Below are 15287 nucleotides of genomic sequence, written 5' to 3' on the forward strand. Positions count from 1 at the left end.
AAAGCCTGCTTACTAAATCAATTCAGAATGATAGCCGGAATCTGTTGCTCCGTTACCATTCGGTTAAACGTCGGCACCTGGGTGTTGACAACCTCTTTCAACTTATTGAGTGCCGTATCGATCTGCTTGGCCAGATCGTCGTAAGCCGTATACGATGATTTGGTGGGTTTAGTATCGGCCGAAGACACCACCGATGCCACACCCGCCATCTTGTCGTTCAGGCGGATAGGATACGCCAGAGCATCCTGCTGGGCTTTCGACTTGGGCTGCATCAGCGTCGACTCGATCTTGTCCAGTTCGTCGAGCATCGGCTTGGACGCGTTCTTGAACTTCTCGGCCACCTTCGGGTCTTTAACACTGTTCGTATAGCCGTTGATCTGGGTTCTCACCTGACGAAGCTGGTTAATGGCTTTGTGCGTCTCCGACAGTTTACTATTGATCTTCTGCATCAGGTCGAACTGTGCCTGGTACTCAGCCGCCGTAATTGCCAGCCGTGGGTCTTTCCGAATTTCGATCGGTTGTTCGGAGATCAACGAATCGCCCAGCAGCATCCGCACTTTGTAGAGGCCGGGTACCACTTTTGCCCCCGTACCGCGACCCGTCCACATGACGTTCGTTCCGTCGACCGCCGTGGCATCCGGATAGCGCATGTCCCAGACGAAGACGTTCATACCCGGTTGAGCATTAATCACACCGGGCCGGGCCTGTTTCTCATCCTGGTAGAATTCTTTGGCAATTTTGAGCGGCTGCCCTTTCTTATCCTTGCTACTCGAATAGGTGATGATGGTATCACCGGTCGCCGTCATGTAAAGCAGCTTCAGTTCTTTAGCGGGTTTATTTTTCAGGTAGTAGCGGGTGATGACCCCGTTCTGAGCGTTTTCGCCTTCATCCGTAGCCATACCCCGTCGTGGGTTCCCGGCACCGCCTTCCATGCGGTAGGCGTGGCGAGGCTTGTAGAGGTGCATGGCCGCCACCGATTTGCCGCCCTGTTTCAGGTCCATCAATTCGTGGAGCGGGGTGATGTCGTCCATGATCCAGAACGCCAGTCCGTGCGTAGCCACCACCAGATCCTTCTCCCGCTTATGAATCTGCAAGTCGCGAACGGGGGTGATTGGCATGTTCATGCTCAGTTTCTGCCATGACCCGCCGTCGTTGAACGACACATAGACCCCGCGCTCGGTACCGGCATACAGCAGGCCCGGCTTATTCGGGTCTTCCCGCACCACATGACAATGTTCGTCGGCCGGGATACCCGCCGTGATGCTCGTCCAGGTTTTGCCGTAGTCGGTCGTTTTGAACAGATACGGTTTACGGTCGCCGGACATGTACCGCTTGGCCGCCAGATACGCTTTGCCCGCCGTGTGGTCGGAGGGGTGCACGATGCTCATGATCGCCATTTCGGGCAGCATCGATGCGGGTGGCGTAATGTTCTGCCAGCTTTTACCGGCGTCGCGGCTGATGTGCATCACCCCATCGTCGGAACCGGTCCAGAACACGTTCTTCTCCGTGGGCGATTCGGCGAAGGTAAAGATCGTCGGGAAGGTTTCGGCGCCGGTATTGTCTTTGGTGATCATACCACCCACGTCGCCCTGCGTCTTGGGATCGTTGCGGGTCAGGTCAGGACTGATGTCTTCCCAGGAATGACCATAATCCAGACTGCGGTGCAGGTGTTGCGAGGTGATGTACAGCGTTTTGTTGTCGTGGGGCGAGAAAACGATCGGGTACGTCCACTGGAAGCGATATTTCCGGGCCGACGAGGGGGCACCCATGAAATATTCCGGATAGACATTGATACGCTGATCCTGATCCGTTGCTTTGTCGTGTCGGGTGATCAATCCATCGTAGCTCCCTCCGAAAGTAACGAGCGGGTTGGCCGGGTCGGGGGTGATATAGCCCGATTCACCACCGGCTACCGGGTACCAGGCACCTTTGCCAATGGAATACTCTGTGGTGCGGCTCGCAATCCGGATAGAGGAGTTATCCTGCTGGGCACCGTAGAGGTTGTAGGGAAAATCGTTATCGACTGCTACGTGATAAAATTGCGATGTTGGAATATCGACGTCCGAAAACGTAGCGCCCCCGTTATAGGTTATCTCGGCACCGCCGTCGTCGGCAATGATGAAGTTCAGCGGATTCTTGGGGTTCCACCAGATATCATGGGTGTCGCCGTGGTGTACATCGATGGTCTTGAACGTCTTTCCGCCATCATACGATTTCTGGGCGTTTACGTTCAGTACGATCAGCCCGTTCTCATCCTGCGGATCGGCGGCCAGCATCATATAGTACCAGGGGCGCTGCCAGAGGTTTTTGTCTTCATTGATCAACTGCCAGGACTCCCCGGCATCGTCGGAGCGATACAGGCCACCTTTGGCATTCTCGACCATGGCATAGAGCCGGTTCGAGTTGGCGGGCGACACCGTAATACCGATCTTACCCAGCATTCCTTTTGGCATCCCGGGTTTATTGCTCAGATTCGTCCAGGTATCGCCCCCATCCATCGACTTGAACAGGCCGCAACCGGGTCCGCCACTGCTCATGGTGTAGCTGTTTCGGTAGGCCTGCCACATCGACGCGTATACGATCGATGGGTTGTTTGGATCGAGTTTCACGACGATGGCACCGGTGCTGTCATTCTTCGTCAGAACAGGCTTCCACGTCCTGCCACCGTCATTGGTACGAAATACCCCCCGCTCCTTGTTTGGAGCGAACGGATTACCCAAAGCCGCGACGTAAGCCACGTCAGGATTGGTTGGATGGACTTCGATGGCACTGACGGCATCGGCCATTTTAAGGCCCATGTGTTTCCAGCTTTTACCGGCATCGGTCGATTTATAGATACCGTCGCCATTCGAGATGTTGCTGCGGATATCGGCCTCCCCCATCCCGACGTAAACAACGTTAGGGTCGGAAGGTGCCACGGCAATCGCCCCCACCGAACTGGATTTAAAGGTGCTGTCAGATATCATTGTCCAGTTGGCTCCACCATCGTTGGTTTTCCAGACGCCACCGCCCGTTGCCCCAAAGTAGTAGGTCAGCGGGTGGCTCACGTGGCCGGCAACAGCCAGCGACCGGCCACCCCGAAACGGACCAATATTACGCCAGCGCAGGGCGTTGAACAGGCTGTCAGATGCCTGGGCTGTGTTAAGTTTAGCTACGGCTTTAGCTTTTCGCTGCGCCAGGGAGGTTGAAGGGAGCAACCCTATCAGCAACAGGGCACTTATACAAACAGCAAATCTCCGGTCGATCATAGAATTAGGCAGTTGATTAGGAAATAGTTGATTAGTTCAAATTGATGCAATGTAACAGAACAGAGATAGACCCCGGCTATTTATCAGGATCCGGTTCACTTACAACGTCCCGCGCAGGGTGAGCACCAGGTTGCGGCCCGGTGCGCTGATGCCCGACGCGAAAACCCGGTAGCTTCGGTCCAGTATATTCTCCAGGGCGGCCTGCATCTGCACGTGCCGGTTTAGCTGGTAGCTGGCCCGCAGATTGATCGTTTGCCAGCTCGGCATTCCGTTCGGCGTTGCATAGACGATATTGTCCTCGCCAACCAGATTATAGTCTTTCAGGCGTTTCCAGCCATTGAACAGTACATTGGCCTCGGCCCGAAATTTTGTAATCGTCAGCCGAAGACCACCCTTCCCGTAGATTGGTGGGATATGGTCGAGCGGATACCCGGTCGTGTCGGTCAGGATACGGCCCCGTGTATACGTCACCGTTCCAAATAACGTCAATGCCTGGGTCAGGTCGGCCGAGAGCTGGGCGTTGAACCCGTACAGCCGCGCCTGCTGCGAATTTTTCTGCGTAACGATCCGGCTTGACCGGCCATTATAGTCAATTTGCGTCTGCCCGTTCAGGGTGACCGGCTGGGTAGTGATGGCATTCTTGTAAACCGTGTAGAACCCTTCCACTTCCAGCGAAACCCGCTCGGCAAGCTGTTTGCGAATACCGGCATCGAGCGTATACGTTCGCTCAGGCTTCAGGGTTGGGTTGGGAACAACGAGCGTACCCGCCACCGATTCAAACACCTTGGCCAGGTCGTCGACGTTTGGCACCCGATAGCCCGACGACAGCGAGGCTGCCAGCTGCCAGCTGCCGGGCAGGCGGGTTAGCCAGCCCAGGCTACCCGTCAGCGCGCCGGACTGCTGGGTGATATCATTGTAGGGGAAGGGGAAGAATGTTTTGTCGTTGAATGTAGCGTATAACCGGTTCCAGGCGTAGCGCCCTCCGTAGGTTAGCGTTGAGCGAGTGCTCACATCGACCGTGCCTGACAGGTAGCCCGCCAGCGACTGCGTGTTGGCCCCTCCATCGGGGTAGCGCGTGTCCAGCGGGTCGACTTTTCCGGTCTGCCGGTTTTCCCGGTACGCCGTCGACTGAACGTCGTTATAGGTCGCTTCCAGCCCATAGCGCAGCGTATGGTTCTCGGCCAGCTTTTTCTTCAGGTCGGCATTCAGGGTCCAGACACCCACCTGCTCGGTACGGTTCTGCAAGCCATAATTCCCGAACCGGCGGTTATGCCGGCTTTCCTCGATGGACTGATAAGCGGCAATGACCCTCAGCTCATCAGCAACGCCCGCTGTAAATTGTTTGGTAAGCCCATACGACGTTAACAGGCGTTTTTGCGGCCCATAATACCATTGGGCATGGCTTAGGTTACCTTTCGCATCGACTTCGGTAAGCCGGTCATAGCGGGGAATATCGTTGGTAGTCGAGAATTGTATGTTCAGCAAATGCTGCGTCCTGTCGTTCGGCTGAAACAGCACTTTCTGCAACAGGTCGATCTGTTTGTAACCTGACGACACCTGAACGCTGGGGTCTGGATTACGAATCTGAACGTCGGTATTGTTTTCAAATCCGGCATAAAAAGGCCGTAGTCCTAACTGGCCGATGTCGGCGTTACGCTGCCTGCCCTGGCGCAGATCGCCAAAATCGGAAGCTGTGAGGCTGGTGGTTAGTGCCCATTTCCGAAACCCGACAGTCCAGTCGGCATGGGCCGTTTTCTCGTTCATGGCACTGCTGTAGCGAACGAAGCCATTGGCATTGACCGTCGTCGCTCCCGAAGCGCTGAGCTTCGGCGACAGCGTTTGTACGTAAATAACGCCACCCAACGCATCGCTGCCATATACCACCGAACCGGGGCCCAGCGCTACTTCCATTCGTTCGACCACCGCATTGTCGATGGTCAGGATATTCTGCAAGTGGCCGCCCCGAAAAATGGCGTTGTTCATCCGTACGCCGTCGACAACGATCAGCACTTTATTCGCTTCAAACCCACGAAGAATAGGACTTCCCCCACCCAACTGGCTCTTTTGCACCAGCACCTGACCGCTTTGCTGCAACACCTCGGCCATGGTTGGCTGGTTCAGGAACCGAAGTTCGTTGCGGGTAAAAACCCGGATTGGCTGCGCCACGTGAGATCGCGGCTCCGCGCTGCGGTTAGCGGCTACTACCACCTCGTTCAACTCCAACTGCTTCTCGGCCATAGCTACCGTAAAGTTCATAGACCGCAGTTGATCCAACGTATAAGCGACTGTCTGGTAGCCCACGCGTCGGAAAACCAGCTTGTCGGTGCTGGCAAACGCCGACAGGTCGGCCTTGCCGGAGCGATCGGAGAACCGAATCGAAGCAGCCTGAGGAAGATCGCTTCTGATTTCTACATTTTCGATTAACTGTAGCGAGCTTTTATCCCGAACAACAACCGACTGAGCGTATGTACCAAAGGAAAACAGGAAGAAGAAAAGAAGGAGAGGTTGCTTCATACGTGTTTATAAAGAAAGGGTAGCAGAGCCGATACCTCCTGGAAATTTTATATTTCCTACTGGCTTTATGTAGTATATACGTGTAACCGTCAGCTAAGCTCTGAATTTCACCTGTTTTATAGATACAAAGCTATACAGCATCCCTAAATTCTCCCTAAACAAGCCCAGAATAAGCTGATTTTTATTTCGCCAATAAGTTAAAACAAGAAATAAAGAAGTGGCATTAAGAGAATAATTATATAAATAATAGGGCACGCAGAGATTATATCAGAATATATTTCCTGATCTTTTTCTGTGAAATGGACTAATGGCTACCTAAGTTTGCCCATTATCCCAGTGGTTCTATGATCAACGCCCACCCGTTGCGGGATAAACTCTTTTCAGGACAATAATGAATCATTGCATTGTTACATCCCCTTGTTTTTCATGAAACATTTATCCCTGGTCTACGTGGCCGCCTTCTGCTGTTTGTTCATCACGGGCCAGCTACGGGCGCAACAATCAACGCGGCCAGACACGGCCATCAATCCCGTATTTAAAGGTATGGCCTGGCGAAACGTCGGCCCCACCCGGGGTGGCCGCTCATTGGGAGCCGCTGGTTCGCCCAGCCGAAAACTGGAGTATTACTTCGGGGCTGTAGGCGGGGGACTCTGGAAAACAACAGATGGGGGACTCAACTGGTCACCCGTCACGGATGGACAACTAAGCAGTTCGTCGGTCGGGGCCGTAGCCGTGGCCGAATCGAACCCGGATATCGTTTACATCGGAACCGGCGAAACCCAGCTCCGGGGTAACATCATGCAGGGCGACGGCATCTATAAATCGACCGACGCCGGCAAGAAATGGACCAACATTGGCTTGAAGAACACCCAGGCTATTGCCCGGGTACGGGTTCATCCCACCAACCCGAACATCGTATACGTAGCGGCCCTGGGACACCCCTACGGCCCAAACGAAGAGCGGGGTGTTTTTCGCACGACCGACGGCGGCACGACCTGGAAGAAAGTCCTCTACAAAGGCGATCAGGCGGGGGCGGTCGATATCATCATTGACCGCAAGAATCCCAACGTACTCTATGCCTCGATCTGGCAGGTATATAGAAAACCCTGGAAAATGTGGGGGGGCGGTGGTGCCTCGGGGCTCTTCAAGTCGACCAACGGGGGCGATACCTGGACCGAACTGACGCGGAAGCCGGGTATGCCGAAAGGGACCGTCGGGAAAATCGGCGTGACCGTTTCGCCGGTCGACCCTAACCGGGTGTGGGCCATCGTAGAAGCTGAAGACGGGGGTGTCTACCGCTCCGATGATGCCGGGATGACCTGGAAACACGTCAACGACGAACGGAAGCTGCGCCAGCGGGCCTTCTATTACTCCCGCATTTATGCGGACCCGCTCGACAAAAACGGCGTCTATTGCCTCAACGTCGACTTTTTCAAATCGACGGATGGCGGGGTGAAATTCAACAAATCACTCAAGGTTCCCCACGGCGACAACCACGATCTCTGGATCGACCCCGCCGACTCAACCCGCATGATCTCATCCAACGACGGGGGCGGTACCGTATCGGTCAACGGCGGCAAAACCTGGACCGACGAGAACTTCCCGACCGCGCAGCTGTATCACATTACCGTCACCAACGATTTTCCGTACCACGTGGCCGGGGCCCAGCAGGACAACTCGACCGTGGCCATGGCCAGCGAAGGATGGGGCAACAAACTCGCGCAGGGTAACAGCCTCAAAAAAGGCGAATGGACCTACGAAGTGGGTGGTGGCGAAAGCGGCTATATTGCTCAGGACCCAAAGAACCCCGATATTTTTTATGCTGGCAGCCAGGGCGCGTTGTTAACCCGGTACAACCGCGCAACGGGCCAGACCCGGGATGTGCAGGTGTACCCGCGCTTTTTCTCCGGCGAACCCGCCAGCGCCCTGCCCGAACGCTGGCAGTGGACCTACCCCATTGTTTTTTCGCCTAAAGATCCGAGTCGGCTGTATGTCTGCTCCCAGCACGTCTGGGTGTCGACTAACGAAGGCCAGAGCTGGGAAAAGATCAGCCCGGACCTAACCCTGGCCGACACCGCGACGCTGGGCAAAACGGGCGGTGTGATCACGATGGACATGAACGGCCCCGAAATCTATGCCACCGTGTTTGCACTGGCCCCCTCCTACCACGACGTCAACACGATCTGGGCCGGTTCAGACGATGGCCTGATCCACATTACCCGCGATCACGGCAAAACGTGGCAGAAAATTACCCCGCCCGATATGCCCAGACACACGCGGGTAAGCATCATCGAAGCCTCGCGCCACAAACCCGGCACCGCTTACGTAGCCGCCAAACGCTATCAGATGGACGACCGCACGCCCTACCTCTGGAAAACGGATGACTACGGCAAGACCTGGACGAAGATCATCACCGGTCTCCGCGCCGACGATTACGCGCATACCATCCGGGAAGACATTACCAAACCCGGTCTGCTCTATGCCGGTATGGAACATGGCGTGTATGTGTCGTTCACCGATGGTGCCAGTTGGCAGCCGTTGCAGCTGAAACTACCCGACACCCAGATAGCCGACATTCAGGTGACGGAAAAAGACGTAGTTATTGGCACCCACGGCCGGTCGGTCTACGTGCTGGACGATGTGGCTCCCGTTCGGGAGTTCACGCCCGATCTGGCCAGTAGGCCCGTTCACCTGTTCAAGCCCTACTATGCCGTTCGGCGGGTTCAGCCTGCCGTATTCCAGTACTACCTCGCTAAAAAGGCCGACAGTGTAAAAATCGAGATTCTGGACGCATCGGGAACGGTTATCCAATCCTTTACCGGCAACAAACCGACCTATCCAAAAGTCGATGAGGACGATGACTCGGAGCCCGGTAAACCCGTTATAAAGCTCCCCACAACGGCCGCTGGCCTGAACCGCTACGAGTGGGACCTGCGCTATCCCGGTTCTACCTATTTCAAGGGTCTGATCATGTGGGGCGCGCGGCCAACCTCGGGGCCACTGGCCTTGCCGGGCCAATATCAGGTGCGGCTCACGGTGGGCGGGCAGTCGAGCACCCAGCCGTTCGAAATCCGGCTCGACCCGCGCCTGAAAGACGTCACGACTGCCGACGTGCAGGAACAGTTCAAGATGGCGATGAAGCTGCGCGACCAGACCAGCAAAGCCAACGACGCGGTGGTCCAGATCCGGGCCGTGAAAGAAAAACTGACGAAGCAGCCCGACAGCCCGGCCAACAAAAAGCTGAAAGAACAACTGAGCATCATCGAGGAAAACCTGTACCAGATTCGAAATCAGAGCGGGCAGGACCCGCTGAACTTCCCCATCAAGCTCAACAACCGGCTCGCGGCCCTCTGGCGCAGCGTGGAAAGTGGCGATGCCAAACCAACCGACGCATCGTATAAAGTTTACGAAGAACTGTCGGCTGACCTCGACAGGCAGATGGCCGAACTGGATACTATTTTGAAAACAAAAACGGTCAAAAGCATCGGATTATAAGTCGTGTTGATCCTTCGCAGAAACATAGGCAAGCTAGCCGTAATCGCTACGTTACTAACCCTGACGGGCGTTTACGGCTACTACTATGGTCTCGAACTGCTGGCCAAATGGGCCTTTACGCACCAGACTTACTTTGCGGCCGATGAGCTGATTTTTATCGCCGTCGCCAAAACCGATCTCACCACCGAAACGGCCTATATTGTCGATGAGCGGGAGTTTGAGTGGCAGGGCGAAATGGTGGATGTGCTGCACCGCGACGTCCGGTCGGATACGGTATACATCTACGGTTTTCGGGACAAAGCCGAAACCCAGCTAAAAAAACAGGCGGCCTGGCTCTACAAAGACTCAGCCCACCCCTACCGGCGATCCAACACCCGAACGAAGCGGCTCAAGTGGATCAGCCTCATCAACCCGTCGTCCGCATCACCATTCGACCACCTGACACCGGGCAGGCTACCCGATTTGCAACGTTCCTTTTCCTACAACACCCCCCGCCCTTCGCTTCCGTACCTGGAAGTACCAAGTCCTCCGCCCAATTCATAGACTGCTGCTCGTTTTTTTCGGTCTGGTTTCATAACCAGTACCCCGGACCGCTATGCCGTTCCGGCCAAATCCTCATGTCTCCAATCAGCAACTTCTATGAAATCAATATCCGTACGGTTTATCCGTCTACTTCTTTTCTTTGCCTTTCTAAGCTCATCTCTGTACGCGCAGGTGGCGGTAACCGGCCGCATTGTTGACCCTACCAACAGTCAGCCCATCGTGGGCGCTACGGTGCTGGTTAGCGGTACGTCGCGGGGAACCACGGCCAACGACAAAGGCCAATTCGACCTGAGCGTTAGCGAAGGCGACAAACTCCAGATATCGGCCATTGGCTACCAGACCCAGACGGTGCCTATCAAGGCCAGCACCCGCACGCTGACGGTTGAACTGGAACCGTCGAACACCGACCTCAATGAAGTCATCGTAGCCGGTTATGCCTCTCCCCAAACCATCCAGCGCACGGCGGGGGCGGTCGGACTGGTGACGAGCCGCGACATCCAGCGAACGAGCGGCATCCATCTACAAAGCTTCGTGAACCTGATTCCCGGCGTGAAAGTGGAGATGCGGACGGTAGCCGCCGGTAACCGGATCGTCATTCGGGGGTATGGCAACCAGACGAATTTCAACGGCGTAGGGTACAAAGCCTACCTGAACGATATTCCGCTCACCGATGGCGACGGCACTACCTTTCTGGACGATGTCGACTTCACGACCCTGAGCCGGGTGGAGGTACTCAAAGGGCCTGGGTCCAGCGCCTACGGCAATGCATTGGGGGGTGTGGTCAACTTTTACACCGAGCGCGCGCCCATCGGCAAAACGAGCATTAGTCAACAGGTTCTGGCAGGTTCCTACGGGCTGTTCCGGACCAATACGTCGATCAAGACCGGCACCGACAACACCAGCCTGAACATCAACTACGGCCATCAGAAATACGAGGGGTTCCGGCTGCACGGTAGTTCCAAAAAAGACTTCCTGAGCATCACCAGCGATACCTATCTGAGTCAGACCCGGTCGATGTCGGTCTTTGTCGGTTACACCAACTCCTACGATCTGCTGTCGGGTCAGGTGGATAGCCTCAACCTGATCGTTCACCCCGACACGGCCGAAGTAGCGTATCTGCGCAACAACGCCAATATCAAAACGGAAAGTGCGCGGGTGGGTGTGAGCCACAGCTACCAGTTCACGGACCACTTTTCGAACAAGACGACGCTCTTCGTGGGTGGCCAGATCATCGACCAGCCGTTTGCCGCCGGGGTCAACAAGACCAACAAGTTCAAGTTTGGCGGGCGGACGGTCTTTACCTACGCCAACGACGCCAGCGCCCTACGGCCAGCCCTGAGCGTCGGGGCCGAATTCCTGAAGAACTTCAACTACGCGAAAGGCTACGGGCTGACGAACGGCATTCTGGGTGCGCTCCGCTCCGACCTGGAAATTCAGGCCATGCAGTACAACATCTTCGCGCAGGCCGCGCTTCAGCTGGCCCCCCGGCTGACGCTGTCGGCCGGTGCGGGCATCAATTACGTCGAGTACGGCATCACGGATATGCGGGCCAGCACGACCACCCCCGTGTACGTGAACGCGTCGGGCTACGAGCGGTTCAAACCCATTGTGACGCCCCGTGGGGCGCTGTCGTATCAGGTCGCCGACAACGTATCGCTGTATGCCAGCGTGAGCGAGGGCTACTCGGCCCCGGCCACCAACCAGGTGGTGATTGCACAAACCGGCGTGGTCAACTACAACCTGCGCCCGGAGTTGGGCACCAGCTACGAGATTGGCAGCAAAGGCAGTCTATTGACGAAAGCACTTACCTACGAGATTGCGTACTTTACGATGGCGGTGACCAATAAGCTCATCCCACAGAACTTCCCCGCCACGGCTACCCAACCCGCCTATACGTTAACGGCCAACGCGGGGAAAGTACAGCATAACGGGCTGGAACTGGCCGTTCAATACGCCTACCGGCCTGTGGCGGGGGCGATCTCGCTCATCCGTCCATTCGTGTCGTACACCTACAGCGACTTCTATTACAAAGATTACAGAAGCGACAATAACAGCGATGCGAAGACGATCACGTACACGGGAAAGAAGGAATCGGGTATTGCACCGAACCTCCTGAACGCGGGTCTGGACGTGGAGGTACGGCCCGGCTTCTACCTGAACGCCACGATGATGTATGTCGACAAGATGCCCATCACGCTGGCCAACGACCACTACGCCAAAGCTTATACGCTCGTCAACAGCAAGCTGGGCTACCGGAGCGCGCTGGGCAGTCATTTTAACCTGGACGTGTATGTTGGTTCGGACAACATGCTGAGCAGCACCTATTCGTCGCTGGTCTTCCTGAACCTGCCCAACCCGGCCAACAACCGCCCCCTGTTCTTTAACCCGGCCCCAAAGATTACGTTCTATTCCGGTGCCATGCTGAAATACACGTTTTAACGGGGTGCAAGCAGTGGCATTCAGCCCTGTAGGGGCGACCTGTCAATAGAAGAGATTCTGCGTGGAGAGACAAGCCCCTGCAGGGGCGACCTGATGCGATTTCCAAAGAAGCAGGTCGCTCCTACAGGGCTAAAACGCATACGAATCGCCACAAACCTCTATTGACAGACCACCCCTACGGGGCTGAATCGACGGCATAAAAAAGTTTGCTCTTCATAGACGTATTTATCCTACAGGCTACTTGTACACCCTGACGAAACCTAAAAGTTTCATTTCCAATCATCTTGTAAACAAACGCATTTGTGAAAATTTCCCGATTACTTCTCCTGATTACCATCCTGACTGCTGGCGGTTGGGCCTGCACCTCCAATCAAAAAGACCAGACGCAGGCTACCGGCAAACAGCGTATTGTCTGCGTGGCCAAGCAGCTCACCGAGATGATCTACGCCCTCGGCGCGGGCGATCAACTCGTCGGCGTCGACCTGTCGAGCACCTATCCGGCGGCCGCTCAGAAGCTGACCAAAGTAGGCTACCACCGCCTGCTCAACGCCGAAGGCATCATTGCCCTGAAACCAACGGTCGTGTACCACGATGGTAACGTAGCCCCCGAAGCAGTGATGCTTCAACTCGAAAAGGTGGGCGTACCGATGAAGGTATTCCCCGATGCCCACACTATTGCCGAAGCCAAAACCCTGATGGACACGCTGGCCGCTCAGTTTGGCGCGCAAAAACAAGCCGACAGTCTGAAAACGAAGCTGGACGCCGACCTCGCTAAAGCCGCGCAGGACGTGAAGCAGTACAAAACCACACCCAAAGTAGCCATTATCCACTTCGGGCGCGTGATCAACAATTACCTCGTTATTGGCAAAGCAGGCACGGCGTCATACATGCTCGACCTGGCCGGTGGCAAGAACGTCATGGATACCCTCAAAGGCATGAAACCCCTCAGCCCGGAAATCATCAGCAAAGCCCAGCCCGACATTATCCTCGTCACCGATTTCGGCTACGACCGGATGGGCAACGCCGACAAGCTGGCGACGCTGCCCGGTATTGCGCTGACGCCCGCGGGCAAGAACAAGCGGATCTATCGCATTGAGGAGCATGACCTCATTTACCTCGGTCCCCGAACCGGCGAGAACGTGCAGATGCTCATGAAGTTGATTCATCAGTAATGAAACTATCCTCGTTAACACCAGCCAGTTGGTACGGAATCCTTACATTCCTGCTGCTGCTATCCATCGTAGCGGCCCTGCGAATTGGTGCCGTCGACCTGTCGTTCGATGACATCGGCCACATCCTGCTGAACGGTCTGGGATTGTCGACAGCTTCCGTCGATCCGGTTTCGCAGGGGCTGTTTTTGCAGATCAGGCTACCGCGCGTGCTGCTTTGCGCGACGGTGGGCGCGGGCTTGTCGGTGTCGGGGGTGCTGATGCAGGCGCTGTTCCGTAATCCCATCGTTGAGCCGGGACTGGTGGGTACCAGTTCCGGCGCGGCCCTGGGGGCGGCACTGGTCTTTGTCCTCGGCAAGAACATCAACTGGGCCTTCACCGATGCGCTTGGCCTGTTCCTGCTGCCCTGCGTCGCGTTTACATTTGCGTTCATCGCTACGCTGGTCGTCTACCGAATTGCGTCGGCTAGTGGGAAAGTAAACGTGGCCACCATGATTCTGGCCGGTATCGCCATCAATGCGCTGGCAACCGGCGGCACGGGCTTTCTGTCCTACATCGCCCGCGACCCGCAGGCCCGTTCCATTACGTTCTGGAACCTGGGCACGTTCTCCGGTGCCGACTGGACTCAGTTCGCTATCGTCTTCCCCGTTACGTCGGTGGGTATCCTGCTCTCGCTGCGGTACACAAAGGCGCTGAACATCCTGATTCTGGGCGAGGACGAAGTGCGGCACCTGGGCTACAACATCGACCGGCTCAAGATTCAGGTGCTACTGCTGAATACCCTGCTGGTGGCGATTGGTACGGCCATGGTTGGCGTGATCTCCTTTGTGGGATTGGTCGTGCCGCACTTGCTGCGGCTTCTGAAATCGTCGGACAATCGCTTTCTCGTGCTGGCGTCGGCGCTGCTGGGCGGCTCGCTGCTGACGCTGGCCGACACCATCGCCCGGCGGCTGGTAGCGCCCGCCGAATTTCCGATTGGCGTCATCACCGCTTTCGTGGGCGCACCGGTTTTTATCTGGCTGCTGGTACGAAATGCGCGGTCGTTTCAAAAAGGAGGATTTTATGCTTAGGGCCGAACACCTGTCGTTCCGAATTGGCGAAAAGACGCTCATCGACGACGTATCACTGCGCCTGACGCCCGGCGAGTTCACGATGGTGCTGGGTCCGAACGGGGCCGGCAAAAGCACACTACTCAAACTGCTGACCGGTACCGAAACGCCCCAACACGGCCAGGTCTGGTACGGCGACCGACCGCTACCGTCTATTCCGCTGGCTACGCAGGCTCGCCAAAAAGGAGTGCTCTCGCAGTTGCTGTCGCTGCCCTTCGACCTGAGCGTGGCCGACGTCGTGATGATGGGGCGCTATCCGTATTTCGACCTGAACCCAACGGCGCAGGACAAGCATGTTGCTGACGACTGTCTCGCATCGGTGGGGATGCTGACGTTCAAGACCCGCGCTTTTGCCTCACTGTCGGAGGGCGAAAAGCAGAAAGTCCATCTGGCGCGGGTGCTGGCCCAACTGCACCGCCCGGCGGGCGATGAGTCAGTCAAGTACCTCTTCTTGGACGAACCTATTTCGGCACTGGACATCCTCTACCAGCACCAGATCCTGAGCCTGGTCCAGACGCTGGCGTCGCAGACCATGGTCGTCTTCGTCATCGTCCACGACATCAATCTGGCCCTACAATACGCCCGAACGGTAATCCTGATGGACCAGGGACGCATCCACGGTATGGGTAGTCCGGACGAGGTATTGACAGCCGATGCTATCGAAGCGGTATTTCAGCTTCGGCCCTACTTCCTGACGCATCCCGGAACCGGTCGGCGGGTGATGATCTGCTAATCACTTCGCCCGTATCATCCTTACATTTGACTATACA

At 56.2% G+C, this 15287-nt stretch carries 8 protein-coding genes; 6 read left to right on the plus strand and 2 right to left on the minus strand.

Annotated elements, in window-relative coordinates:
• Positions 1-17 precede the first annotated feature (17 nt).
• Complete coding sequence (locus FH603_RS07410; RefSeq protein WP_186736829.1) at positions 18-3248, minus strand: WD40/YVTN/BNR-like repeat-containing protein; 3231 nt, start codon at positions 3246-3248, stop codon at positions 18-20.
• A gap of 99 nt (positions 3249-3347) precedes the next feature.
• Positions 3348-5762 (minus strand): TonB-dependent receptor plug domain-containing protein, encoded by a 2415-nt coding sequence (locus tag FH603_RS07415; protein WP_186736830.1) that lies wholly within the window; start codon positions 5760-5762, stop codon positions 3348-3350.
• 426 nt (positions 5763-6188) lie between these two features.
• On the opposite strand from FH603_RS07415, the gene FH603_RS07420 reads away from it, so the two are divergent.
• From FH603_RS07420 to FH603_RS07445, 6 genes are all read left to right on the plus strand, one after another.
• Positions 6189-9257 (plus strand): VPS10 domain-containing protein, encoded by a 3069-nt coding sequence (locus FH603_RS07420; protein WP_186736831.1) that lies wholly within the window; start codon positions 6189-6191, stop codon positions 9255-9257.
• 3 nt (positions 9258-9260) lie between these two features.
• Positions 9261-9800, plus strand: coding sequence for a hypothetical protein (locus FH603_RS07425; RefSeq protein ID WP_186736832.1), 540 nt, complete (start codon positions 9261-9263; stop codon positions 9798-9800).
• Positions 9801-9896: 96 nt separating this feature from the next.
• Entirely contained in the window at positions 9897-12239 is a 2343-nt protein-coding gene (locus FH603_RS07430) for a TonB-dependent receptor (protein WP_186736833.1), read from the plus strand.
• A gap of 302 nt (positions 12240-12541) precedes the next feature.
• Positions 12542-13411 carry a heme/hemin ABC transporter substrate-binding protein gene (locus FH603_RS07435; RefSeq protein WP_186736834.1) on the plus strand — a complete coding sequence of 290 codons (870 nt, stop codon included), beginning with the start codon at positions 12542-12544 and terminating at the stop codon, positions 13409-13411.
• The gene (locus FH603_RS07440) at positions 13411-14478 is read left to right on the plus strand and encodes a FecCD family ABC transporter permease (RefSeq protein WP_186736835.1); all 1068 of its coding nucleotides are present in this window, start codon (positions 13411-13413) and stop codon (positions 14476-14478) included. The genes FH603_RS07435 and FH603_RS07440 overlap by 1 nt, the downstream gene beginning before the upstream one ends.
• Positions 14471-15250, plus strand: a complete 780-nt coding sequence (locus FH603_RS07445; RefSeq protein WP_186736836.1) for a heme ABC transporter ATP-binding protein — start codon at positions 14471-14473, stop codon at positions 15248-15250. The genes FH603_RS07440 and FH603_RS07445 overlap by 8 nt, the downstream gene beginning before the upstream one ends.
• Positions 15251-15287 lie beyond the last annotated feature (37 nt).

The sequence above is a fragment of the Spirosoma utsteinense genome (assembly GCF_014282275.1).
In the GTDB taxonomy this organism is placed as follows: domain Bacteria; phylum Bacteroidota; class Bacteroidia; order Cytophagales; family Spirosomataceae; genus Spirosoma; species Spirosoma utsteinense.

Bases quoted from the DNA above. Each gene is read 5' to 3' on its own strand.
- FH603_RS07430 (WP_186736833.1), top strand. From the start codon at position 9,897: ATGAAATCAATATCCGTACGGTTTATCCGTCTACTTCTTTTCTTTGCC.
- FH603_RS07440 (WP_186736835.1), top strand. From the start codon at position 13,411: ATGAAACTATCCTCGTTAACACCAGCCAGTTGGTACGGAATCCTTACA.
- FH603_RS07410 (WP_186736829.1), bottom strand. From the start codon at position 3,248: ATGATCGACCGGAGATTTGCTGTTTGTATAAGTGCCCTGTTGCTGATA.
- FH603_RS07415 (WP_186736830.1), bottom strand. From the start codon at position 5,762: ATGAAGCAACCTCTCCTTCTTTTCTTCTTCCTGTTTTCCTTTGGTACA.
- FH603_RS07420 (WP_186736831.1), top strand. From the start codon at position 6,189: ATGAAACATTTATCCCTGGTCTACGTGGCCGCCTTCTGCTGTTTGTTC.
- FH603_RS07445 (WP_186736836.1), top strand. From the start codon at position 14,471: ATGCTTAGGGCCGAACACCTGTCGTTCCGAATTGGCGAAAAGACGCTC.